The organism is Shewanella sp. S1-49-MNA-CIBAN-0167, from assembly GCF_040310145.1.
Taxonomy (GTDB): domain Bacteria; phylum Pseudomonadota; class Gammaproteobacteria; order Enterobacterales; family Shewanellaceae; genus Shewanella; species Shewanella psychromarinicola.
On sequence record NZ_JBEOPO010000020.1, the window covers coordinates 54745 to 79010 of the forward strand.

The 24266-nt window shown below is 40.8% G+C and carries 19 protein-coding genes and 1 other RNA gene; 7 read left to right on the forward strand and 13 right to left on the reverse strand.

Annotated features, from left to right (window positions below):
• Positions 1 to 26: 26 nt before the first annotated feature.
• The 12 genes from AAEZ00_RS11190 to AAEZ00_RS11245 form a co-directional block, all read right to left on the reverse strand.
• Positions 27 to 563, reverse strand: coding sequence for a GNAT family N-acetyltransferase (locus AAEZ00_RS11190; protein WP_101030299.1), 537 nt, complete (start codon positions 561 to 563; stop codon positions 27 to 29).
• 71 nt (positions 564 to 634) lie between these two features.
• Positions 635 to 913 (reverse strand): peptidylprolyl isomerase, encoded by a 279-nt coding sequence (locus tag AAEZ00_RS11195; protein ID WP_101030298.1) that lies wholly within the window; start codon positions 911 to 913, stop codon positions 635 to 637.
• A 93-nt stretch (positions 914 to 1006) separates the two neighbouring features.
• Complete coding sequence (locus tag AAEZ00_RS11200) at positions 1007 to 2836, reverse strand: DUF885 domain-containing protein (protein ID WP_351088640.1); 1830 nt, start codon at positions 2834 to 2836, stop codon at positions 1007 to 1009.
• Positions 2837 to 3186: 350 nt separating this feature from the next.
• Positions 3187 to 4434 carry a tetratricopeptide repeat protein gene (locus AAEZ00_RS11205; protein ID WP_101030296.1) on the reverse strand — a complete coding sequence of 416 codons (1248 nt, stop codon included), beginning with the start codon at positions 4432 to 4434 and terminating at the stop codon, positions 3187 to 3189.
• Between the two features lie 3 nt (positions 4435 to 4437).
• Positions 4438 to 5055 (reverse strand): energy transducer TonB, encoded by a 618-nt coding sequence (locus AAEZ00_RS11210; RefSeq protein ID WP_101030295.1) that lies wholly within the window; start codon positions 5053 to 5055, stop codon positions 4438 to 4440.
• A 1-nt stretch (position 5056) separates the two neighbouring features.
• Entirely contained in the window at positions 5057 to 5461 is a 405-nt protein-coding gene (locus AAEZ00_RS11215) for an ExbD/TolR family protein (RefSeq protein ID WP_101030294.1), read from the reverse strand.
• 13 nt (positions 5462 to 5474) lie between these two features.
• The gene (locus AAEZ00_RS11220; protein ID WP_101030293.1) at positions 5475 to 6002 is read right to left on the reverse strand and encodes a MotA/TolQ/ExbB proton channel family protein; all 528 of its coding nucleotides are present in this window, start codon (positions 6000 to 6002) and stop codon (positions 5475 to 5477) included.
• Positions 6002 to 7357, reverse strand: coding sequence for a MotA/TolQ/ExbB proton channel family protein (locus AAEZ00_RS11225; RefSeq protein ID WP_351088641.1), 1356 nt, complete (start codon positions 7355 to 7357; stop codon positions 6002 to 6004). The genes AAEZ00_RS11220 and AAEZ00_RS11225 overlap by 1 nt, the downstream gene beginning before the upstream one ends.
• Positions 7357 to 8139, reverse strand: a complete 783-nt coding sequence (locus AAEZ00_RS11230) for a DUF3450 domain-containing protein (protein WP_101030291.1) — start codon at positions 8137 to 8139, stop codon at positions 7357 to 7359. The genes AAEZ00_RS11225 and AAEZ00_RS11230 overlap by 1 nt, the downstream gene beginning before the upstream one ends.
• Positions 8140 to 8505: 366 nt before the next feature.
• Positions 8506 to 9483 (reverse strand): class I SAM-dependent methyltransferase, encoded by a 978-nt coding sequence (locus AAEZ00_RS11235; protein WP_101030290.1) that lies wholly within the window; start codon positions 9481 to 9483, stop codon positions 8506 to 8508.
• Between the two features lie 299 nt (positions 9484 to 9782).
• Entirely contained in the window at positions 9783 to 12395 is a 2613-nt protein-coding gene (locus tag AAEZ00_RS11240) for a TonB-dependent receptor domain-containing protein (RefSeq protein ID WP_101030289.1), read from the reverse strand.
• A gap of 571 nt (positions 12396 to 12966) precedes the next feature.
• Entirely contained in the window at positions 12967 to 15366 is a 2400-nt protein-coding gene (locus AAEZ00_RS11245) for a DNA polymerase II (RefSeq protein WP_372491454.1), read from the reverse strand.
• 114 nt (positions 15367 to 15480) lie between these two features.
• Here AAEZ00_RS11245 and dinG point away from each other — a divergent pair, with 114 nt between their 5' ends.
• The 6 genes from dinG (at position 15481) to AAEZ00_RS11275 (ending at position 21031) form a co-directional block, all read left to right on the forward strand.
• A complete protein-coding gene (dinG, locus tag AAEZ00_RS11250; RefSeq protein ID WP_101034627.1) occupies positions 15481 to 17556 on the forward strand; it encodes an ATP-dependent DNA helicase DinG in 2076 nt (691 codons plus the stop codon).
• Positions 17557 to 17564: 8 nt separating this feature from the next.
• Positions 17565 to 18338: a TSUP family transporter gene (locus AAEZ00_RS11255; protein WP_124013399.1), complete on the forward strand. Its 774-nt coding sequence runs from the start codon at positions 17565 to 17567 to the stop codon at positions 18336 to 18338.
• Complete coding sequence (locus AAEZ00_RS11260) at positions 18335 to 18997, forward strand: primosomal replication protein (protein WP_101030287.1); 663 nt, start codon at positions 18335 to 18337, stop codon at positions 18995 to 18997. The genes AAEZ00_RS11255 and AAEZ00_RS11260 overlap by 4 nt, the downstream gene beginning before the upstream one ends.
• Positions 18998 to 19006: 9 nt before the next feature.
• Entirely contained in the window at positions 19007 to 19705 is a 699-nt protein-coding gene (locus tag AAEZ00_RS11265; protein ID WP_124013400.1) for a DUF2057 domain-containing protein, read from the forward strand.
• Positions 19706 to 19707: 2 nt separating this feature from the next.
• A complete protein-coding gene (locus AAEZ00_RS11270) occupies positions 19708 to 20616 on the forward strand; it encodes a histone deacetylase family protein (protein ID WP_164839465.1) in 909 nt (302 codons plus the stop codon).
• 109 nt (positions 20617 to 20725) lie between these two features.
• Positions 20726 to 21031, forward strand: a complete 306-nt coding sequence (locus AAEZ00_RS11275; RefSeq protein WP_124013402.1) for a late competence development ComFB family protein — start codon at positions 20726 to 20728, stop codon at positions 21029 to 21031.
• Between the two features lie 227 nt (positions 21032 to 21258).
• On the opposite strand, the gene ffs is transcribed toward AAEZ00_RS11275, so the two are convergent.
• Positions 21259 to 21356, reverse strand: an RNA gene (gene ffs / locus AAEZ00_RS11280) — signal recognition particle sRNA small type.
• Between the two features lie 602 nt (positions 21357 to 21958).
• On the opposite strand from ffs, the gene AAEZ00_RS11285 reads away from it, so the two are divergent.
• Positions 21959 to 24133 carry an OmcA/MtrC family decaheme c-type cytochrome gene (locus tag AAEZ00_RS11285; protein ID WP_351088642.1) on the forward strand — a complete coding sequence of 725 codons (2175 nt, stop codon included), beginning with the start codon at positions 21959 to 21961 and terminating at the stop codon, positions 24131 to 24133.
• Positions 24134 to 24266: the final 133 nt, after the last annotated feature.

Genomic DNA, 24266 nt, shown 5'->3' on the forward strand with positions numbered 1-24266 from the left:
TTGCAAGCCAGAATGAGAAAAAAGGGCTACTCTCTTTGTGCTGTCAGTAATCCCATGCAGCAGTCATCTGACCATATTCCATCAATGCAGCTATTCTGTCTTAATGTTCCCTCAAGAATAAAACCAACCTTCTCTAATACCTTACGTGATGCGGTATTTTCTTGAGCACAAATACCAATGTATTTATGCATACTAAATTGTAACGCCCCCCAATCCGTTAAGGCTTGCAGGCTTTCACTTGCAAACCCTAAACCTTGCTGTTCTGGTGCTACAAGGTAGCCTACTTCGGCGCGTCTTAATTCTGCATCGTCGCATCTAAAACCAATAAGTCCCACAAATTCATTGGTGTCGATCCGTTCAATAACGAGAGATAACCAGTCTCCAGATCCAAATTGCCATATCGCTTTGCGCTGCTCAAATTTAGCAACAATTTCCGATTCAGATTCAATACTTCGGATATGTTGATTGATACCCTTATCACGATGTAAGCGTAAAAAATGCTCCCAATCTTTACTTTGTAAATGTCGCAATTTCAAGCGCTCACTATAAAGATTTATTTGCATACATCCTCTCTTAGTTCATTAATAAAAATGGCAGCCTAGGCTGCCATTCGATATCACATAATCACTACGCGCTAGCTGCGGCTAGTGACTTCAAGTAAATGAAAACCAAATTGAGTTTTTACCGGACCTTGAACCGTATTTAATGGCGCGCTAAACACCACTTCATCAAATTCTTTAACCATCATTCCAGGACCAAAAGAACCTAAATCACCACCTTGCGCCCCAGATGGACAAGAAGAGTTTGCCTTAGCAATCTCGGCAAAGTCTGCACCAGCTTCGATCTGTTGCTTGAGTGATTCGCATTGATCTTGGGTGCTTACGAGTAGGTGTCTAGCCGTTGCTTGTACCATAATATCGCTCCTAAAAATGTAATATTAAATAAAAATAACACTAACATAACGACAAGGTGATGACATAATTAAGTCACCACATCTGTTCGTCATTTATTTTGCTGATTCAGCTTTAATCCAATCGGCAATTTTGTTTTCCATCACGGCCATCGGTAATGATCCTGATGTTAACAATTGGTCATGAAAACCTTTAAGATCAAATTTGTCACCAAGGGCTTTTTCTGCATCGGCACGTAATCTTAAAATAGTCAGTTGGCCCACTTTATATGACAAAGCTTGACCAGGAATAGCCATGTAACGCTCCACTTCAGCAATGATATCCGACTCCGCCATAGGCGAATTGTCCTTCATATATTGAATTGCTTGCTCACGACTCCAACCTTTTGCATGAAGCCCCGTATCAACCACTAATCGCATTGCCCGTAACATTTCATCTGATAATTTACCAAAGTACTGATATGGATCGCTAAATACGCCCATCTCAACACCTAAGTATTCTGCATACAGTGCCCAGCCTTCTTCAAATGCGGTATAACCCTGGAAACGTTGAAATTGTGGAACGTCGGTTAACTCTTGCTTAATCGAAATCTGAAAATGATGACCAGGTGCTGCTTCATGCAAAGAAAGGGTTGTCATACCCCATTTAGGTTGTGCTTTTAAGTTGTAGGTATTGATATAAAAAGTCCCCGGGCGAGAGCCATCCACTGCAGGTGATTCATATGATGCACCAGCGGCAGATTTTTCGCGGAAACTTTCCACAGGTTTTACAATATAATCCGCTTTGGGCATCACATTGAAATACTGTGGTAAAACCTGATTAATATGATCTTTAATCGTCATATAACCATCAATAAGATCTTGTTTATCACTAAAAAAATACTTTTGTTCTGACGATAAAGAAGCAAAAAAAGCACTTAAATCGCCATTAAAACCAACTTGCTCTCTTACTTTGTCCATTTCAGTTAAAATACGAGCCACTTCAGACAAACCTATTTGGTGGATCTCATCCACGGATAGGGTTGTTGTGGTGTGGCTATTGGCTAAATGTTGATACCAGTCTTTACCATTTGGCAATCCCCACCAACCATCTGAAGCACGAGATTTCGGCAAATAGACATTCTTCACATAATCACGTAACTGAGTCAATGCAGGTAATAACTCAGTATTGATAAGTTGTGTATATTCGATAGTTAATGCTGATTTTTGTGCGTTTGTAAAATCGTCAGGTAGCAACGTTATTGGCGAATAAAAAAAGCTACTTTCTGCATCTGCAACAAGTTGGGCATCTAACTGAGGAATAATACGTTCGACAAGCACTCGAGGTAGTACCACTTTACTGGCAATACCTTCATCCATCCGCTGCTGTGCAAGCTTAGTCCAGTTAATAAAACCCCGTAATCGTAATAACCAATTCTGGTAATCTTTAACAGTCTTAAATGGTTGAGCACTCTCACCGCTTCCCAGCTGCACCATGGTAAATACTGTGCTAGAAAACTGATTAATAGGTAAGAAATACTCTGGATAGGTTTCGCCTATAAGCGCCATGTTACGATCATAAATGAACATGTCGTAACTCAATTTAAGTGAAGCAGGAAGCTTCTCAACATCAATGGTTTTAGCTTGGCTAAAGTAATGACTATTCAAGTCATGACGGGCCGCTAAGTACTCTTCAGTTAATGCACCACCAAATTGGTCATTATAATCGTTAACCCCAACAAAGGTGGCATAAATGGGTTCAAGCTTTAACTGAGCATTAAAAAAATCATCAACCATCGCTAAATACTGCTCTGAAGCAGATTGAGGCATAACGGCGGCGCTAGACTCTGAGGTCTTTTCAGACGTAGAAGAAACCGTCGAGCCTTCTGAACAACCTTGAGTGGCCAATAGTAAGGACACCGTTAACGCCAACAATGTTTTATTCATTATTATTATTCCTTAACACAAATTAACTCACGCCTTGTTACCCTAATAGAGTCAAAGGCTTAATATTAGTGGTCTGATTTATCCCATTGCAGCGATTCAATCTAAATGAAAAAGTCTTAAAATCGACAAGTTACAACCATTGTATCTTTGGCTAGCTTTACAAGAAACAAAACTTCAACAAAAAACACACAAACTAACAATTAATAGTACCCTAACGTCACTCGGTAGATTTCACGCTGTAATATTCAACCTATTCACACAATAAAATAAGCGGGCCAAAAAAATGACTCTATTATTTTTACTAGCTAATAAAAAAGCCCCTAAAAGGGGCTTTTTAAATCAAGCTTAGATTAAAGTGTTACGTTGTGAATACGGGCTTTTTCTTTGATGTAAGAAATATAGCTCTTAGCACTACGTTCAGTCTTTTCATCTTTTGCGGCAAGTAGTGCACGCTGATAAGCAGACTTGTACTTTTTAAGGCTTAAGTATGATAAAGCTAACTCAAATTGAGCTTCGCCAGGATTATCAATGCCTGCATCAAGTGCTTTTTTAAGCACAGGAATGGCATCTAGATACTTTTGGTCTAAAGAAAGGATGCGACCTTGTTTTAAAAACAAATCACCCTCGTTGTTAACAGCAGCTGCTTTACCATAATAGTAAGCGGCTTCTTTTAACTCTTTAGCATTATGATAAAAACCAGCAAGTGTTGAAAAACTCTTCTCGTTTTCAGCAATAAGGCCTGACTTCATGTGCTTTTCAAAAATCGTAGCAGCTTTATAAGGCGCGCCTTTTTGAGCTAACAATTGAGTCAAACGAGTAATGTTACTGTCTGTCTCTAAAAAGCCATTCTTGTATGCCAAATCGTATGTAGCGAGTGATTTATCATAGTTTTCAGTCATCAAGTAAAATTGAGCCAACTGAACCCAGAGACGTTTATCGTCTTGGAACAACGGCACCATAGTTTCTAATACTTTTACGGCTTCATTGTACTTTTTCTGGTTAAAGTAAGCAGTTAACTTCATCTGATACAGACCTTTATCAGGTGTTTCAGATAAAGATAATCCCTTATCAGCAACTTGAAGCACTTTATTCCATTCTTTTAACTCAGTGTGGGCAATACCAATTCTGCGATACATTTGCGCATCAGAGTTACAGGTAAAGTCCATCCACTTATAATAATATGGAATTGCTTCTTTAAACTTTTTTTCTTGTAGTAACAAATCAGCATACAAACGCATTGTTGCAGCATGATCGGTACCACCAAGAATGTCAGCATCTACAGCAGTCTTTAAAAACTTGATAGCTGTTTTCATCTGACCTTTTTCAGCATAGAAGTTACCTAACATACGATCGACATACGCTTTGTCGAAATCGTTTCTAGCATTAGCTTCAAGCAAAATTGCAATTGCTTCGTCTAAATTACCTTCTGTATACGCTTTAAAAGATTTTTGAACTTTTTTTGCAGCGCTATCGCCCACAGCACGAGATTGACGGGTGTCAATTTCACACTTTTCAGCAGCAACTACAGAGTTAGACAGCAATGCACTTCCACAGACTGAAAGTAATAACACTGTAGCGATACTAGTAACTTTACGCATTATCTACCTCCCTTTCTCTAGTGTGAAGTCAAGCTGTACTTTCATACCCGTTTGTTTTAATGGCTTACCATCAACAATCTTTGGCTTGTATTTCCATTTTTTCAATGCACGAATTGCTTCACGATCGAATAAACGTCTAGGTTCAGCCTTGATAATAGAAACATCATCGACACCACCGAGTTCGTTGATTGTAAAGCTAAGTTGAACCCAACCCTCTTTACCATCACGAGCAGCAGCAATCGGATACTGAGGCTCAATACGAACAATAGGGGTAGCATCACCATCGCGGGTCATCATGTTACCGAGTTTAAAACCAGTACTGGGCCCACCAGATTCTATACCACCCATATTGAACGCCATATTGGTATCAATATTAGATGATGTATCAGGCGGAGTAGTATCCGGCTTAGGCGGCTGCTCCGGTGGTGGAGGTGGCTTAGGTGTAACCCTTGGTTTTTTCTGTGCCTTCGAATCCTGTTTATCCATCGTAATTTCAATAACAGGGGTTTCCTCTGAGTCAGCGTTGCGTTGTGCACCACCACCGACCAGAAAAGCCATGAAAGCAAACAGCCCAAAAGTCACTGCAGCACCAATGATTATTGATACGAGTGCTCTTAGCATATTAGTCATTCCCCGCTGATACTGAAATTTTGTCAATACCGGCCGCTTTAACGTTATCAAGTACTTTAACGACTAAACCATGTAAAGAGTCTTTGTCTGCTTGAATCAATACAGCTGCTTCAGGTGCTTCAGCTAACATACGCTCTACGTTAGCCGTTACACGTTCGATATCAACCTGACGGTTTTCCATCATAATGACACCATTTTTGCTGATGCCAATAAAGATGTTTGCCGATGGTTTAGACGTAGCCTGTGACGCTTTCGGCTTGTTGTAGTCTAAGCCTGATGGCTTAACAAACGATGTTGTTACAATGAAGAAAATCAGCATGATAAACACGATGTCTAGCATCGGAGTCATATCAATTTGCGCTTCCTCTTCCATAGTGGAATGCTTCTTACGTGCCATGTTCAATCTCTCTCTAATGGTGAGGCATGCTGTCTTTTAGCTTTTCTAAACTGATTCTCATTTTTGAGTCTAAACGCGTGCTAAAGAACACACCCGATAGCGCCGCAACCATTCCTGCCATTGTCGGCATTGTAGCCATAGAGATACCAGCAGCCATTAAACGAGCATTACTCGTCCCCTGAATTGCCATCACATCGAATACTGAAATCATACCGGTTACAGTACCTAATAAACCAATCATTGGACAAATGGCTACTAAGGTTTTGATTAACAGCATACGTGCATTCAAATCTTGTCTCGCTTGGGATATCCAAGCTTCACGGATACGGTGAGCATGCCAAGAAGTTGTCTCTTCTCTTGCTTCCCAAGAGGCTATAACGGCTTGATGTTGTTTTGGTGATATCCAATTTAGATACCAATAACGCTCAAGCATTAACACCCACATCAGGAATAGCACTGCTGCAACCAACCAGAGGACATCGCCTCCCGAGGCCATGAAGCCCCTGACGGAATCCCATACGTCCATCAGGATTAGCATCATTAGTCAGCCCTCTTCTCAGCATGTTCTGCAATAATACCAGCACTTTGCTCTTCAAGAATTTGAACGATAGACTTACTACGAGCAACTACGATTGCGTGTAGCAGCATTAGAGGCAATGCAGCAATAAGACCTTGAACGGTAGTAATAAGCGCCATAGAAATACCACCAGCCATCAATTTAGGGTCACCAGTACCGAATAATTGAATAGATTGGAAGGTCGCGATCATACCGGTAACCGTACCCAATAGACCCATCATAGGAGCAATAGCCGCAATCACTTTGATAATTGAAATACGCGCTTCTAAAGCGGGTGTTTCTTTTAAGATAGCTTCATCAAGTTTGAGTTCAAGCGTTTCAACATCAACGTCTTTATTCGATTGATATACTTTTAAGATACGGCCTAGAGGATTGTTGCCAGGGTTTTCGATGCTCTTACGCTGACGATTAACTTTACCGCCAACAAGAGTCAGAGTCACTAAACGCTCAACAGCAATTAACGCACCGATTGCTAACAAGGTAAGAATGATATAACCAATAGTACCACCGGCTTCTAAACGATCTTCTATACTAGCTTTATTAGTAAAGATGTTTAATAACACGCCGCGGGCCGGATCAATATAAAAAGGAGCGACACCTGAAGTGGTGTTCTCCCACGAATCAACAGCGCTCACTTGGTAGCCTTCAGGCTGCTGTGATAATTGCTGAATTAAACCAAGATCAGGTTTGTAAACAACATATTTACCTTCGGCCGTTAAGTTAAAAGGACCGACGCGGTGAATAGCAGTATTCACTACGCTACCGTCAATGGCCGTAACATCACCATCGAATTTAACAACTTTACCTGACTCAACCATTTCAAATAATTGTGCTTCCCAAAATTGCTCTAACTCTTCAATTTTAGGCAGTGATTTACGTGCACCTAGTTCAGCAATAAAAGTATCGCGACCAGGGTACTGAGCACTGATGTTAGACGCGGCTAGCTTACCAGAAAAATCACCGGCTTCGCCTTTAACAACACCAAACATCTCACCCAAGTCACCTTGAGCAGTTTTTAAGTCTTCTTCTAACTGAGCAATTTTACGCTCGTTATCTAAGAAGGCTTGGTTTAAATCTTTACCGCGTTGCTTTTCAGCAGATAAAGCATCTTTTTCACGTTTAAGCAATGCGGCTTTATCACCACGCTCAGCCTGAAACTCTTTTTCACGCTTAACGTTTGACTTACCTTCGCTAGCTCGGTCTGCTTTAACTTGTTGTAACAATTGGTCGATAGTTTTGGGTGCATCTGCAGCATAAACCGTACCAGCTGTTAAAGAGAAAGTTGCAGCCAGTAGCACTGATGTAATTAACTTCTTCATTATTGTGCAGTCTCCGCAGCAGGAATTGGTAATGCGAATAGGTCTAATGCGCCTTGCTTACGAGCAATACGAATACCTTTCGTGATGTCGCGTAGATAGCTGTCTTCTAACTTATTCCAGGTTTTCGCATCAGCATCATACATCCATGCTATTTTCTGATCTAAACTCTGGGCATAGAGAGCAACACGGCCTAAATTAAAGAAATCAACTAAGACTTCTTTGCCGTCTAGGTCAAGCTTACCTGTATGAACTGCAACAAAGTTACCATATTCACGCTCAATGCTATAAGCATCAAGTATTAGACGATATTTCTCTGCCAATGTAACTTCTGCGGTATTAAGAATATCCTTTAGATTTTCAACTCGGTTATGACGAACTTCCGAATTAAAAGGTAAATCTAAATTAACAAACTGCTCTAAAGCATCGACCATTTTAAACATTAATGGCACAACACCCTGGCGAAGTTTATCTACGCCGTTGATATCAGTCTGAATTAAATCAAGTGAATTTTGTTGATCAGCTACTAAGCCCGCAACGTAATCATTGTATGATGTCAGTGATTCACGTTCATCAGCAACGTTGCTATACTCAAAAAGCATGTCTTGTGCTTGGTCGAAATATTTGTCGACTTTCTTTTGTGACGCAGCGGATGCAGCATTAAGGCTGCTATCGGCTTTTTGAACCTCAGCGAGAGGGCCTGCAACAACGAAGTTGCTACCAGCTAAAGCCAGAGCGCCAACAAGTGCAGTAGCGATTTTTGTTCTATTGCTTACCTTGGACATAGTTCCCAACCAATTTGAAGTGAATTAAAAAGTTCAACTCTGCAAAATAACCTTGATCTAAAATTGTTAATCAATGTTACTTCAACTAAGTACGTCTTTTTCTTGTGATTGTTAGTTTTTCTTCCCTTTTCTACACCGGTTAAAGTGTAGACCCGCTGGCATCATTTCACAAAATGTCGACCTATGTCAACATTTACAAAGTTTAAAAACTACTGGAAAGAACAGTTAAAGCGGTCAATGTTGACGAAGGGTTAATAATCAAACGTCTTTAACATAAATGCGTGATAATTTAATGCTAATATAAAAATATTATTTGTTTTCATTCAGTTAGTTACAAAAATACGGCAACACAACTTTACCTTCTATTTATCTATTTTCTAATTGATAAATAAATTTTGTAGCATGTAAATACCAACTTAAAACTTCATTTTGTTCACTTTTAAGTACTTTAAGTTCATTTAACATCATATTGTTTTGGTAGAGTTTATCGACAAAGATTGCCAATTTAGATTCATCAAAAGAAGCATTGATCAATTCAGTTAATCGTAGTCTTAACGTTTCCATTTGTATTGTAATAAATTCAATAAATTGCAATTTTTTTGTAACAGGCCAAAATAAGCCGGCCTTAAAAAATTCAGCCACAAAACGCATTAAATCAGAATCCTGGGCAGCGGCTTCATCGAAAACGACTAACAATTTAATCAAATGATTAATTTCTGCTCTAATATCTTCACATTTAGGGTCTTTCTTAATTCGCTCAACATCTTTTTGACTAGTGATATTGCCCATGGCATTGGCCATTTTAGTTAAACAATTAATCAGTAAATTAACTTCTTCTTTTTCTATTAAGGTTAAAATCTTTCTATTTCGGTTAAGGATCATTGAACGGCTATGATGAAAAACAATGCCAAACTGACCGCCATCTTTTAACACTCTAGTCGCTTCTTCAAGTGACTTTTCAACGTTTGAATACTCAAAACCAAATTGAGATATATAAAGGTCAACAGAATTTGATTCAAGAGGGAGTTGTTCACAGCGAGTATTAGACATTAAGGCTATGTCGATTTTATGGCCGTTTTGATTTTCCGAGTTAACTAAACTGACTTCAGCTAAATCTACACCAATCACTTTACCGGTTAACTCACTGGTTAATAATCCGTCACGCAATAAAAGAGGTAAAGAGCCATTACCCGTGCCAACATCGACTACCAAAAAATCTTCATTTAGACCATTAAATATCGGTTGCCAAACACTTTTCAATATCCCTTCATAATTACCTGATATTGCCTCACCGAATGAAGTTGTGTGTCCTTGTTGCCAATATTCACTCCAGTGATTATTCATTTGATCTCCTCAATTAATCACAACATATTGCTAAATAACCTCAACTCGAGATGGGAGATGAGGTAAATCGATAACAACGGGTTTATTTCAAGTCCACAATATCAAACTTGCCATTAGTTTTGCTAATAAGCCACATTTATGTGTTAATCGCGTGTCGATGACAAGTCAAAGCAACGCAGACCGCAGGACAAAGAGCGGTTTAATAATCGTTTATTATCCTAGCTGAGGGTTCATAATAGACTAAATAAAAAGGCTCCCGAAGGAGCCTTTCTTGTATCTAATTAATGAGCTATTAGAATTTAGAACTTAAGAGTATAACTTGCACGATATTCACGACCGTAGTTGTTATACAGATCAGCGTTATCGTATGTACCAAAAGAGCTCAACACTGGATCTTCATCTGTTAGGTTATTGATGCCTAACAGTAGTGAACCATAGTTACCCGCATCATACACATAACTTAGATTGTGGATTAACCAAGAATCTAAGTTACCTGTGTCATCATCTTCATAAGTAGAAGCTGTGTAGCTCATGTTCCAAGATACACGATGGTCACCCATGCTGTAGTTAGTGGTAAAGTTAGACTTATAGTCTGGTGAACCATTCCAACCAGCCGTATCAATCGCTTCACCGCCAGCTTCAACTTCTTCGATGTATTCTAGCACGAAGCTGTTGTTCCAGTTAAAGCCAATATCACCAATTGCTGTTTCAAACTTCGCGTTTAACGCGACATCTATACCAGTAATCTCTAACTTGTCAGTGTTACCGTAACCAGTACCAATTTCTAAAGCACGACCTAATGAACCATCCGTAGTTGGAGCACGGTTAACATAGAAAGTTTCATTTTCTTCCAGCGTACCCGCAGCAATACCACGCATTACGTTGGTGTTAGTACGTTGACTGATTACATCATCAATATTGAGGTTAAAGTAATCAACCTTAATACCGATGTCATCAATGATATCCCATGCTACACCAAAGTTGATGTATTCTGACGTTTCTGGACCTAGGGTATCGTTAGCACGAATGTAAGTATCGTACTGTTTTTCGCTACAATCGGCATCAGAAGTACCTGATTGTTGACAGAATGGATAATCTTTACCACTTTCAGCGCTGAATGTGGTTGCCGCATATAACTGATCTAATGCTGGAGCACGGAACGCTTCAGAGTACGACGCACGTACGACAACGTTTTCCAGTGCTTGCCAGCGAACAGAGGCCTTAGGCGCAAAGTTATTACCAAAATCACTGTAATCATCGTAGCGAGCCGCAAGGTTTAATTCAACGTCATCTGTTATCGGTAGAACCGCTTCATAGAACATTGCCCATACTTGACGATCGCCGCCTGCAGAGTTACCCGCGCTACCACCAATCAAGCCAGCTTCTGACTGAGCGTCATACACTTCACTATACTGTTGGTCAAAATATTCCATACCGACATAATGTGCAACGGCACCAGCAGGTAATTCAAACGCATCAAAACCAAGACCTGCACTGTACTGATCAAATGTGGCACGACCTTGAGTTAAGGTTGTAGCTTTCATATTATTGATGCCAGCTTCAGAACCTAAATCAATATCATTTGCTTGGTTATAAGCAAGACCGGCATAGCTTAAGTAGTACTCACCGATAGACTTGTTATCGGCGATATTGTGATGGTAGTAAACTTCCCACTCAGCATCGTTTAGTGCACTGATAGTACCGCGTAAACCGGTAAGGTAATCTTGGTTATAATCGTCTACGTTACCATCACGAGTACCAATACCAACCCAACGGAAGTAACCAGTAGTTTCCTCACCATATGGGTTATGCGGGTTGTCTGCAGCCATGCTATTCCAAGCTGCAGCTGGAGGCGCATAACGACCAAACGAGTTACCTTGAGTTACCATAACACGGCCAAACCATTCTACGTCTTCAGCAATTTCATAGTTAGCATCAACATAGACTGTATTACGCTCTGTAGAGGCTTTGTTATAAGAAACGTTAGCAAACGCATACATACAGTAAGTAGAACCAGCTCCACCCCAATCGTTGTCTGCTTTAACAGTTTGGAATACATTTGAACCGTATTCTGATTCTAAGTCATCACATAATAGTGATGCTTGAGTAGTAGAGAAATCAGGTGCCGCAACTGTTGCGCCATAGATACTCCAACCAGCAGTTTCTTCATAGGCTTGGATTTCACCATCACCATTGAAGTCTGTCATGCTTGCTGCCGTATATGGACGGTCTGCGTCAGAGATCCCTTTACGGTCTTGGTGGTCAAATGAGAAAGTAATGTTACCTTTGTCCATTTGATAACCAGCGACAACCGAGAATTCTTTACTTGTCAAACCACCGTCTTGGTCACGTGAGCCACCACCAACGTTGAATTCAATACCTTGATAGTTCTTTTTCATGATGATGTTAACAACACCAGCAATCGCGTCAGAACCATAAGTAGAAGATGCACCGTCAGTTAAAATTTCAATACGTTCTACTGCGGCCATTGGGATAGCGTTCAAGTTAGCAGATGCACCACCTAGCGTTGGTGAACCTGGGAAACGCTTACCATCGATAAGTACTAGGGTACGGCTTGAACCAGCACCACGTAAGTTAATCGTTGCTTGCGATTGTGCAGAACTACCTGAACGCTCAGAGAATGAACCGAAAGAGTTTAAGTTACTGTTACGAAGTGCGTCAGCAACTGTAAAGTTACCTTCCATCTTCATATCTTCCGTTGTAATTACGGTAACTGGCGAAGCGCCTTCAAGGTCAGAACGCTTAATACGTGAACCAGTTACCTCGATACGTTCTACTTTTGCGCCATCTTCAGCAGCAAAAGCTACTGGTGCAGCGAATGCAGTTGCAGTTGCAGCTACACCACCGATCAGTGCTAAGCGCACTGATTTAGCTAATACGTTCTTATGCATTGTCTATCTCCCTGGACTTTTATGTCTTTCTTATAATATTGACGACCATTTTAGGTGTCTATCGAATGAGGGCTTGCAACGAATTGACTACAAACACTCAATTGCAGGTGCAATAAAATCACATTTAATACAACTAATCAACATTTGAAACACCATAAGCGCAAAAGTTAATCAAATGTAACAACTAAAGCTGTTAATAAATATGAACAGAGAGTTTTTTTTATCAATTTAAACAACAGCTTGAAATAAATCATGTTCAAATAAAATAAATATCCAAATCCAAATAAAAAACCTAACATCATGTTTTGCTTTACGATTTCTTCGAAGTTGATATTTTTTTTATTATTATGGCGAACATAAAAAATGTTAACTGTTCATAATAGGGATAAGTAGCAGTTGTTTAACATTTTGTATCCGGCGGGATCTACCATAACTTTAGATAGTCAGATTTCAGCTATCAAACGATGCTTAATCCCCCTGTACTTAATAAATTGTTAATTAATACAAAGAAAAAGACAGCTCATTTTATCTCGCGCTAAAAGACATAAAGTAGAGGCTTAGGTTAGTAAACTTAAAGCAATATGAGTTGATTATTTACCAGTGAGTCAAAGCTATGTCCACACAGTTGCAAAATAGGCTCTGCGATGGGTTTAATTTGTTTACTAATGTAATATTCATAATCAATATTTTGTGGTTTTGCTTCAATGGCTTGGGCACCAGTAAGAGTCATGATGTAGCGGATTTGTTGACCTTTTCGAGTAACGTTGACGTCGCCTAAAATTTCACCAAGCTGTTTAGCCGCTTTTACATGGGGTGATGATTTAGCGGTATAATCTTCAACGTTGCGTCTTAAGCGCTTTTTAAAAATGAGTTCATCGTCTCTGGCACCATTGTTAATGGCCGCGATCTCATTGCTCAGGTAATCAATGATATCCTCACCTTTGAAAAACAGTTCATACAAATGATATTGCATCCTACGCGCTATCGGGCTCCAATCACTTCTCACCTGCTCCATGCCTTTAAAAGTCAGCTTCAATTGTTGCTCATCATTGAACACCGCACCGACATAACGCTTTTTGCTGCCTTCATCTGAGCCCCTAAGCGTGGGCATAATAAACTGTTCAAAATGTGTTTCAAATTCGAGTTCTAGATAACTGCTTAATTGGTATTCTTGTGCGCACCAATCAAGCCAACGTTGAGTAATTGATACCGACAGGTGTTTACCGACGGCTTGAATATCTTTGATGCCATGATTATTCCCTAACCACACAAATGTGGAATCAGTATCACCATAAATCACCTGATAGCCGCATTCTTCTATCCATTGTTTGGTCAGTTTCATTATTTGATGACCGCGCATGGTAATAGAACTGGCTAATTTTGCATCATGAAATACGCAGCCTCGAGAGCCAAGCACGCCATATAATGAATTCATAATAATTTTTATCGCTTGCGATAAAGGGGCATTTTTATCACGTTTAGCCCGCTCTCTTTGTTCTGCAAGGCTGGCGACTAATGCCGGTAAAATGGGCTTGTCCCGGCTAAATTTAGCGCCTAAATAGCCATCCACGGCGGTGGTATCATTATGTAAATTTGTCGCATGTAACCCTTCGACTAAGCCTTTAGGATCGATAAGGAATGTTCTGATAATCGACGGATACAGGCTTTTAAAGTCTAATACTAAGACATCTTTATAATAACCCGGGATAGAGGACATCACATAGCCGCCAGGGCTTTCTAACCCTTCACTTGCGGGGAATGCTGGTGCCACAAAGCCACTTCGATGTAAGTGTGGTAGATACAAATGATAAAATGCCGCAATCGATGCGCCAACGCGGCCAAACTCCAAGCCGGTTAACTTAGCGCGTTCAAGTGCAAAATCTAATAGTTGGGTTTTTTCAAAAATATCCCACACTAAGCGACAATCAGTCATGTTATAAAAAGCCAGTGCATTTTTATCTTGCTCAAACAAATGAGTAATTTGTTGACCACGATTTTCAACATGGTCAATGGCTTTACCTTCAGCCAATAATTGCCGCGAAACCGTCTCTAACGAAAAGCTATCAAATTGATAAAACGCGGCTTTAAGCCAATCAATACCATCTAAGACTACACGCCCAGGTAGAGATAATGTCTCAGGTCGATATTTGTCGGCCACTTTCCAACTCAGTTCGCTATTACCTCGGCCTATGATTAATGGAATTTGATGTAAAACACAGCGTTTGAACAACAAGGCTAAATCAAAGGTCACCACAGCCCAGCCGATAATAATATCGGGATCATAGTCGCTAAACCACGCAATTAATCGATGGATAAGTTCAACTTCATCCTTAACCCAAATGATAAAGTCATGACACTCTGGTTGTGGTTCGCCCACCATAAACACGCATTGATAATCGGCACCATACAAACCAACCGAATAGAGTTCGCCGGCAAAACTGCACTCAAAATCCAACGAAATCATCTTCAACGGTATCGAGGCAAGTGGGTTTGTGGGCATTTTTCTGGCACGATTAATCGATAACACTGGAATGGTTGAAGCGGGATTAACCTCTTGATAATGCCCTATGCATTCAATATCTAAGGCGATAAAACGCTCAATAAGGTAGCGTTGCTCAGGCCTTATATCGGCTTCAAATAAACTAATACCGACATCATTAGCAATGCGACTGAGTAATTTTAATTGCGTATTTGACTTAAGATACAAGGCACTAATGGGCTCATGGGCAAAGCTCATCAGTGATATCGATTGCGCTTTAAGCGCAAAACCGACGGTGTTAATTAATTGATTGACATCTTGTTGACGGCAAAAACATATCACCTCACTGTGATAAAGTTCAGCTAAGACAGGACCCTGAGCGGTTTTGATATAATACTGGAGGACTAATTGCCCATGACGATAAATGGCATGGCGAGTTAATACTTGTCCCATCACATTGGTATAAGTAGGTTGATGATTTGTCGGCTTCACTACGGGTTTGAATTCCTGCACAAGTTTACTCAATTTGATTTATTACTTCGTGGCATGCTAATTCACTGTTATTATGTACAGCATAATTCAGTCTATGTAGAAATCATACTTCCTATGCTAGCGGATAATATAAAAAGTCAAATTCGCACCATTTATAAAGAAATTGCCGCATCTATGCCGCAATTTCGTTCTCGTCGCGAACAAAACTATATGGTAGCGGAAATATCTAAAACTTTAGCAGGTGAGTATGACAAAGACCGTCGTATTATTGTGGTTGAGGCGGGTACGGGTATTGGTAAATCCTTGTCCTATATATTAGGCACGATACCTTTAGCTATCGCCAGTAAAAAGAAAGTCTGCATTGCCAGTGCAACCGTAGCACTTCAAGAACAATTACTTCATAAGGATCTGCCTTATTTTTTACAACAATCAGGTATTGAGTTTAAGTTTGGTTTAGTCAAAGGTCGTCAACGCTATGTGTGTTTAGCCAAACTTGAAGCCATGATTGGTGCACAAGACAGCTCACAAATAGCCATGTGGCAAACTAAACCCGATCAGAGTCAAATTAATGAATTACAAAAATTACATCAAGATTTTCATCAAAAACGCTGGAATGGCGAAATAGATACCTTAGAGCATCCTATTCCTGATTTTTTATGGCAACAAATTTGTTGTGATAAGCACAGTTGCCATCGTCAAGTGTCGGCTCACCATAATTGTCCGTTTCATAAAGCCCGTGAAGATGTCGACACTTGGGATGTATTAATTGTTAACCACAGCCTGCTATTTGCCGATTTAGAGCTCGGCGGTGGCGTCATTTTACCTGAACCAGAAGACATGTTTTATGTCATCGACGAAGCTCATCACCTGCCCCTTGTTGCCAGAGATTTCTCCAGTGCGCAAGCGACACTGCGGGGAGCATGCGATTGGTTAGATAAGGCATCAAAAACCTGTTCAAAATTACAAAATCAACTTAAAACCACCCATATTATCGCTCCAGTTCAAGCGATGCTCGATCACGCCACAGAATTAACCAATTTACTGACCCAAGTTGCTCATTATTGTGATACTCAACCCCAGCTATTTGCCAATCCTGAATCTAGGCTTCGTTTTGAACACGGTAAGTTACCGCAATCATTATTAATACAGGCAGAAAATCTTGCGACGGCATCCGGCGCCGCGGTAAAGCAATTTAATAAAGTGGTCTCAGTCTTAAATGAAGCCATCAAAGATGGTGAGGTGCCTAAACATCAGTCGGAAGGGTTATTGTCTGAAACCGGCTTCATCTTACAAAGGCTAGATAACTTACATAAGCTATGGAAGATGATGGCCAAAGAAGACAGCAAAAAAGGCGCGCCTATGGCACGTTGGGCGGAGTTAATTACCGGCAAACAACAAGATTATTTATTTTGTTCATCACCCATAGAAGTCGGCTTTATGCTTGAATCCATGTTATGGCAAAAGGCTGCTGGAGTGGTATTGTGCAGTGCCACGCTGCGGGCGTTAAATAGCTTCAACCATTTTGCCCACCAAGTCGGATTATCAATCAACGATGGCAGTCGCTTTTTAGCCTTACTATCGCCTTTTGACTATGAGAATAATGCAACCTTATTCATTCCTCAAATGGTTAATGAACCTACCAACGATAATTACACCGCCGAACTGGCACAACATATTGTGACATTAATCGATGGTGAAATGGCCACCTTAGTGCTGTTTGCATCATATTGGCAAATGGACAAAGTGGTTGAATTCGTCGAAGGTAAAATCCCTAAGGACCAGCTTTTTGTTCAAGGTGCAATCCCGCGCCAGCAAATATTAACGCAGCACAAAAAACGTTGTGATGAGGGGCTACCCAGTGTTATTTTCGGCACAGGCAGTTTTTCTGAGGGCCTTGATTTACCGGGAGACTATTTAACAAACTTGATCATCACCAAGCTCCCGTTTGCGGTTCCTACATCACCGGTAGAACAAGCTCACGCCGAATATGTAAAAGTAAAAGGCGGTAACCCATTTTTACAGCTGACAATTCCCGATGCTTCACGTAAATTAGTCCAAAGTTGTGGCCGACTGTTACGAAATGAGCAAGATTATGGCCGAGTGACCATTTTAGACCGTCGTTTGGTCACTAAACGTTATGGCAAATCATTAATTGATGCCCTTCCTCCTTTTAGACGTGTTATCGAATAGGTATTGAGTTGGATTTATTATTAGACCCTAGCCATTGGGCTGTATTAGCGGTCATCGGTATTATTGCTGGTTTTATCGACGCCATAGTTGGCGGTGGTGGGCTTCTTTCTATTCCGGCATTGCTGACCGTCGGTATTCCACCACATTTAGCCTTAGGGACCAATAAACTTGCTGCTTGTTTTGGGTCTCTTACCTCAAGTTACACCTTTTATAAACAACATTTATTTACCCCTGCATTATGGAAAGCGTGCTTTTTTGCCACACTGATAGGATCTATTGCAGGTTGTGGTTTAGTGTTTCTTATTGATGCTAAATGGTTAGAGAAAATATTGCCATTGCTGATTATTAGTATCGCGATTTACACCTTATTGAACCCCAAAGCCATGGGCGAAAAAAATATAACTGTCCCCAAATCTCGCTCGCCAAAGTACAAACAGATTAGCCAAGGTTTTATTTTGGGTGGATACGATGGTTTTGCAGGACCTGGTATTGGTGCCTTTTGGACGGTAACGTCTATCTCACTGCATAAGCTCCCTCTACTTCACAGTTGTGGCTTAGCGCGAGTGATGACAGCAGTGAGTAATATTACAGCATTAATTATCTTTGCCTCGGTGGGGCAAGTGCAATGGATGCTTGGCTTGTGGATGGGTGTATGCATGATGGCGGGGTCATTTATCGGCGCAAGAAGCGCGATTCGATTCGGAATACCTTTTATTAAACCAATATTTATTATTATGGTATTGTCGATAGCAGTCCATCTTACGTGGAGTGCATGGGTATGAACACCCAACAATTAGTCTCAATGTTAAAACAGCAGCTCGTGCAGCTTGAACAAGATGCCTTAATTCATGACCAAAATTTGGCACCTTCTCAACGTCAATCATTAAAAGATATTGAACGTTTTAACAGTCAGTTATTTGCCCAACAAGGTGCTCAACTAAGCCCTTGCATTACACAATTACGTAAAGATATCAAACAACTCGAAAAGCAACTTTTCCTTAAATTGGGTAGCAATGTTATCCAACTCAGTTGCGATCGGATTCAAGACCGATTTAGTGCGTTACGCAGAGCCTTGCTTACCACTGACATCAATCTTAAATCCGAACAACAGCGTAAAGCCAGTAATCGGGCTCGATATGCTAAAAAACAACAACAAACAATACAAGACAGTGGCTTTGGTTGGATCGCCAGTAATGTGATGCAAAACAGCCATCAACTCTATGCAGAACTCAATAAACATTTAAATTGGGCAAAAAAAATAGAGCAAAAAATACAACAATTGGAAGCAAATCTTGAATTCTGTCATAGTGATGACAAGATAAAATTGCAAAATGATATCCTATCAACGCATCGTCGTTTAGGAAAATGTAAACAAGCAACCAGTTATATAGAAGAGCGTATTCAACTTTTTGAACGACCTCGACAAATTCACCCACGTTAAGGAGAAACAATGAAATCTTTATTTACCACTAGTGCGCTTTTGGCATTGTTATCGTCATCATCTGTTCTAGCCGCTAATTTGACTATTCCCATGTCTTTTGAGTATCTAGCGCTTGATGGTACAGAGGTTGAAACCAGTATGTTCAACCACCAATCAGATTTAGCGTTAACCAATGGCACCCATAAAATTGCTATTCGTTATTATGATGTGGTTGATGATTCCTTTAGTGATAGCCAAACCTTTGTAAAATCAACGCCTTTAATTTTAACGTTAATGGTGGATGGCGATCATCAATACCAGTTGCAGGCTGCTGAAGGCAAGGTGATCAAAAATCCAAAAGCGTTCGCAAAAAAACCACAAATTAGCATTACTCGTCAAGACAATGGGTCGGTTACTTACAGTGTCAAACAGACCGATTTTACTGACGAATCATTTATGACGAGTCTGTTTCAAAGTAAAAAACAACATGATATTGAAACCTTATCGGCTTCAGCAACGAGTAACGCTAGCCAATCGGTACAAACATTACCGGTAATCGCAGACGTTGCAACAGCGACGATGAGCGCCCCCGATGTCACTCCAGTACCGGCAGCAACGGCTCAGAAACCGAGTCCGGCAAAAGCCGAACAAATGCTGCAGTATTGGTGGTTACAAGCCGATGATAAAACGCGGAAAGAATTTATGGGCTGGGCAATCAAACAACTCTAATCTTGATGTCTATCCCTTTTGTATATCACGCCAGCTATTCACAGCTGGCGTTGCCTAGTACCCATCGTTTTCCAACGACCAAATATCATAATTTATACCAGCATGCGCTCAAACATCACTTGTTGATTGAGCAATGTCGTCATACTCCGATGCCAATGACCAAAGAGGCCCTTTTTCGCGTACATTGCCCGCAGTATGTAGAACAATTTATCAATGGCACCTTAGATCACAAAGCCCAAAGGCGCATTGGTTTCCCGTGGAGTACAGCATTAGTCACCCGTACTTTACACGCGGTAAATGGTACCCGTTTGTGTACCGACTTAGCGCTTGAACATGGAATAGCAATTCATTTAACCGGTGGTTATCATCATGCTCACTATAATTATGGTAGTGGCTTTTGCATTTTCAATGACTTGGTTATCGCAGCTAGATTAGCCATTGACTCAGGAAAAATAGATAAAGTACTCATTTTTGATTGCGATGTTCATCAAGGCGATGGAACGGCGACCCTCACTCAAGGCTGCCCAGACATCATTAGTTGCTCGATCCACTGTGCTCAAAATTTCCCGTCCCGAAAACAGCAATCTGACCACGATATCGATCTCGATAAAGGCTGTACCGATAAACGCTATCTTGAACACATTCAACAAATATTACCTTACTTGATCCGTCTCCATCAGCCAGATCTGATCATCTATGATGCGGGAGTCGATATCCATCAACATGATGACCTCGGATATTTTGCTATTTCAAACCAAGGTATTCTCGCTCGAGATAAACAGGTAATATCAATAGCAAAAATGCATAACATCCCTCTTGCAGCGGTCATAGGGGGAGGCTATAGTCGTAATGAGGCAGAATTAACTCATCGCCATAGCCAATTATTAATTGCTGCAAATGAATCATGGTGACGACTGCATTAAGCCGTGCCAATCAAAAAATGCACCACAGAGTTAACCTCAATACTCTCGACATTAACACTCATGTCGATACATCAAACCGTCTCAATGGAGCGTAATAATGCAATTAGAGATCCGAAACTATTATGAAGTTCTATTAATGGAAATACTCAGAGATGAAGGCTTAATGGAAGAATTGCCAGAAGAGTACTTGGCAGACTTATGCTGTGTCACATTGAATCAATTACCCGTTAGGTACATTCGCCATTTAGTTGATACGTATTTCTTCGAAAATTATCAAGAACTACAGCAGATGAAAACCGAAATAAGTGAAGCACTCGAACGGTCAAGGCAATTCCTCAAAATGAATTTGCAAAAACGTTTAAAAGAAGAAGCCGCAGCACTCGCGGGCGAACAGCCACAATAATCTAACATGTATTAATCGATGTAGAACTGAGCATTAATCATAAAATAATCAATACTTAATAACTATAATTATTCGTTAGACCCAATATGGGCATCATTCGTTTAATCAAAGGATTTATAAATAGCAGATTACGAGTATTAACGTTTGAACGATTTGGTGATTTGGTGATTTGGTGATTTGGTGATTTGGTGATTTGGTGAAAAATGACACGGGGAGTATTGGAGGCTCCCCTAGAGCCGACACCCCGGCACACGAGTCACTTGCTGCGGTTGCTCCCTTCCAGGTCTGGCCGAGTTCACAAGTTATCGTTGCGGGGGGACCCTAGGGTCACCATTGACTTCTGGATCATAAAATATAAAGCTTATGTCTCAGAACGGGGAGATTATCCCCTAACCTATTGGCTTGATCAAGCCTTTATCTTAATTAGTTCTCAATCCTCCACCTAACTGCACAATACTTAACCTCAACCAGAGATAATAGCGGAGGTAAATAGGTAAAGGACAAAATATTTTATATCAAACTTGCCTGATTGTTTGCTAATAGAGCGAATTAACACATCAATAGCCGGTATTTTACAGTTGAATGTCAGGGCGTTAGCAGGACAATGTTTTTTGATAATCATTTTTTGATAATGGTTTTTCATTCCTATCTGCGGTTACTTAGCCAAAACGAACACCCAATAACTTATACACAAGTGAGTCAACCGCGCACATTAGGATTTTAGGCATGATGTCACTTTGTGTCTCAATACCGACTTAATTCTTATCAAGCCACGTTACTCACAAAGGAATAGTCAGATCTTAGTCACAACTCTACACATAATTCAATGAGTAAGTAGTTAAGGTTAGCTAACATAAGATTGAAATAAAATCCGCACACATCTATCTGATAGTGACATGCGAGATAACAAAAAAATGCAGGGAATACATGATGAAGACAAGAATAGTTAGTCCCGCTGCAAAAGCGGTATTGAGTGCAGGGCTTATAGCTTTAGCGCTATCGGGTTGTGGAGGCAGTGATGGTAACAATGGCGAAGATGGTCCAGATGGTATTATCGGTGTCAATATTGATGCAACATCAACGTTAGACGCTACATTTACCGACGCCACTGTCGTCGATGGAAAAGTCAATGTTGCCTTTACCCTTAGAAATGCCAATGGGGTTGCGGTATTAGGGTTAACAAAAGATCACGATCTTCGTTTTGGCATGGCTCAATTAACTCCTGTACAGGAAATGGTCGGTGCTGATGGTGCTAAGGTTGAAGTCGACCGCGGCTATCAATGGCAGTCTTATATCAATACAACAAAGCAAGCTAATGCCAGTTGGATCCCTGATGGTGAAACCAATATTTCCCCATCGGATCAATATCAGGCTGAGGTTGAGGCAGCATCAAAATGTGCTGACTGTTTAGTCGATAATCAAGATGGCTCTTACTCATACACTTTTCAAACTAATATTGCTCAAGTAACTGAGCCAATTAGTATTACTTACCAAGCTGATGACACTCAACGTATTACCTTAGAATTAAAGCAGCCATTAATCACTGCAAATGCCCATTACGACTTTCAACCTTCAAGCGGCTTAACCGAAGGTATTACGTCACGTGATGTGGTATCGATTGAAGCTTGTTATACATGCCATCAACCAGAAAGCTTAGCATTACATGGCGGTCGTCGAATCGATCTTGAAAACTGTGCTTCTTGTCATACGGCAACATCGGGCGATCCTGAAACCGGTAACAGTGTCGATTTCACCTATATGATCCATGCCATTCATAAGGGCCAAGATCGCGTAACCAGTACTGCCGATGGCGATGTAGCAGCACCATACAAAGTGATTGGTTATGGCGGCGGATTACACAATTACGGTAACGTGATGTACCCGCAAAAACCCGCTGCGGATTGCAGTGCATGTCACGTAGAGGGCGCAAACGCTCCCAAAGATGCCGCGCTGTTTAATGCCAATAAAAGTGATACCGCTTGTATTGCATGCCACACAGAGTTAGCGACTCAGCACCATGTTGGTGCCGGCACAAATTGTACTTCATGCCATGTTGAAGAAGGCTATGGTCGCAGTGCAAAAGAAGCTCATGGCGATGTCATGAAAGCTTATAACGAAACCCAAACCATGAAAGTGGTCTTTAGCGATATTACTGTGACTGCTGACAACAAGTTCAGCACTAACGTCAGCTTTACTGACGCAAGTGGCCAGGTCATCCCGGCTGAGTTTATCGACCAAAGCGGCCGAGTGGTGATGGCGTGGGACAGTGACAAAAACTATCCTGCTTATAGCGATGCCAGTTACGATGATCGTCGTCTTAGGTTGAGTCAAGGTACCGCCAACACAGACAATAGCTGGACCCTGGTTTGGGATAGTGTCTCCTTACCAACCGATTACGTCGGCAAAACCTTTGAACTATGGTCTGCGGTTAAAGCCTGTTATAACCATGGTGGTTACGGTAGACCTGAAGTGAAATTGACCGCGTGCAGTACTGATGATGTCCAAACAGTGGAAATCAAAAGTAGCCCATATCATTTTGTCATGGCAGCAAGCGCTGTAGATGATAGTCAGGCCATAGCCTCGCGTCGAAATATTATCAACACTGCAAGCTGTCAAGGTTGCCATAACCAAGAAGTGTATCACTATGACAATGGTGTCAATTGCCAAACCTGTCATACCGCTGATAAGATTCTTAGGAGTGATGACACTTACCCTGGTGGCAAAAAATCAACCAGTTTTGCCTTTAAAGCGCACGAAGCTGAAGGCCATTACCTCAAGTATGCTGGGGTTAAGTCTGGCACTGTGTTAAAAAGCGACTGTAAAACCTGCCATACTGCAGATGGGATCGAACTTGGTAGAGCCACTGACAGAGTGTGGCGATATGGCGACCTCGAAACGGGTGCCGATATTTGGGTGTCATCAGATACTGGAGCGTGCTTAAGTTGTCACCAAAAGTATCTTACTGACGCCGCCGAGTCTCATATTGAGATAAATGGCGGTATTATTGATGGGATCAGTGAAGGCGATGTTCATAATCGTGCATCTGAAATATGCTCAACCTGTCATACAGTAGATCGCGTCACTAAAACACACGGTTTTTAACCCTAAAATGTAAATAGAATTATCGTTTTATGTTCCAAAGACCTTAGTGTATGACTAAGGTCTTTTTTTTTGTACCAACAATAATCCTCAATAAACTCCGTATTTTATATACCTCTTTATTAATAGGCTGATC

Excerpts from the sequence above, each read along its gene's own strand:
- AAEZ00_RS11190 (WP_101030299.1), bottom strand. The coding sequence starts at position 563 with ATGCAAATAAATCTTTATAGTGAGCGCTTGAAATTGCGACATTTACAA.
- AAEZ00_RS11195 (WP_101030298.1), bottom strand. The coding sequence starts at position 913 with ATGGTACAAGCAACGGCTAGACACCTACTCGTAAGCACCCAAGATCAA.
- AAEZ00_RS11200 (WP_351088640.1), bottom strand. The coding sequence starts at position 2,836 with ATGAATAAAACATTGTTGGCGTTAACGGTGTCCTTACTATTGGCCACT.
- AAEZ00_RS11205 (WP_101030296.1), bottom strand. The coding sequence starts at position 4,434 with ATGCGTAAAGTTACTAGTATCGCTACAGTGTTATTACTTTCAGTCTGT.
- AAEZ00_RS11210 (WP_101030295.1), bottom strand. The coding sequence starts at position 5,055 with ATGCTAAGAGCACTCGTATCAATAATCATTGGTGCTGCAGTGACTTTT.
- AAEZ00_RS11215 (WP_101030294.1), bottom strand. The coding sequence starts at position 5,461 with ATGGCACGTAAGAAGCATTCCACTATGGAAGAGGAAGCGCAAATTGAT.
- AAEZ00_RS11220 (WP_101030293.1), bottom strand. The coding sequence starts at position 6,002 with ATGATGCTAATCCTGATGGACGTATGGGATTCCGTCAGGGGCTTCATG.
- AAEZ00_RS11225 (WP_351088641.1), bottom strand. The coding sequence starts at position 7,357 with ATGAAGAAGTTAATTACATCAGTGCTACTGGCTGCAACTTTCTCTTTA.
- AAEZ00_RS11230 (WP_101030291.1), bottom strand. The coding sequence starts at position 8,139 with ATGTCCAAGGTAAGCAATAGAACAAAAATCGCTACTGCACTTGTTGGC.
- AAEZ00_RS11235 (WP_101030290.1), bottom strand. The coding sequence starts at position 9,483 with ATGAATAATCACTGGAGTGAATATTGGCAACAAGGACACACAACTTCA.
- AAEZ00_RS11240 (WP_101030289.1), bottom strand. The coding sequence starts at position 12,395 with ATGCATAAGAACGTATTAGCTAAATCAGTGCGCTTAGCACTGATCGGT.
- dinG (WP_101034627.1), top strand. The coding sequence starts at position 15,481 with ATGCTAGCGGATAATATAAAAAGTCAAATTCGCACCATTTATAAAGAA.
- AAEZ00_RS11260 (WP_101030287.1), top strand. The coding sequence starts at position 18,335 with ATGAACACCCAACAATTAGTCTCAATGTTAAAACAGCAGCTCGTGCAG.
- AAEZ00_RS11265 (WP_124013400.1), top strand. The coding sequence starts at position 19,007 with ATGAAATCTTTATTTACCACTAGTGCGCTTTTGGCATTGTTATCGTCA.
- AAEZ00_RS11275 (WP_124013402.1), top strand. The coding sequence starts at position 20,726 with ATGCAATTAGAGATCCGAAACTATTATGAAGTTCTATTAATGGAAATA.
- AAEZ00_RS11285 (WP_351088642.1), top strand. The coding sequence starts at position 21,959 with ATGATGAAGACAAGAATAGTTAGTCCCGCTGCAAAAGCGGTATTGAGT.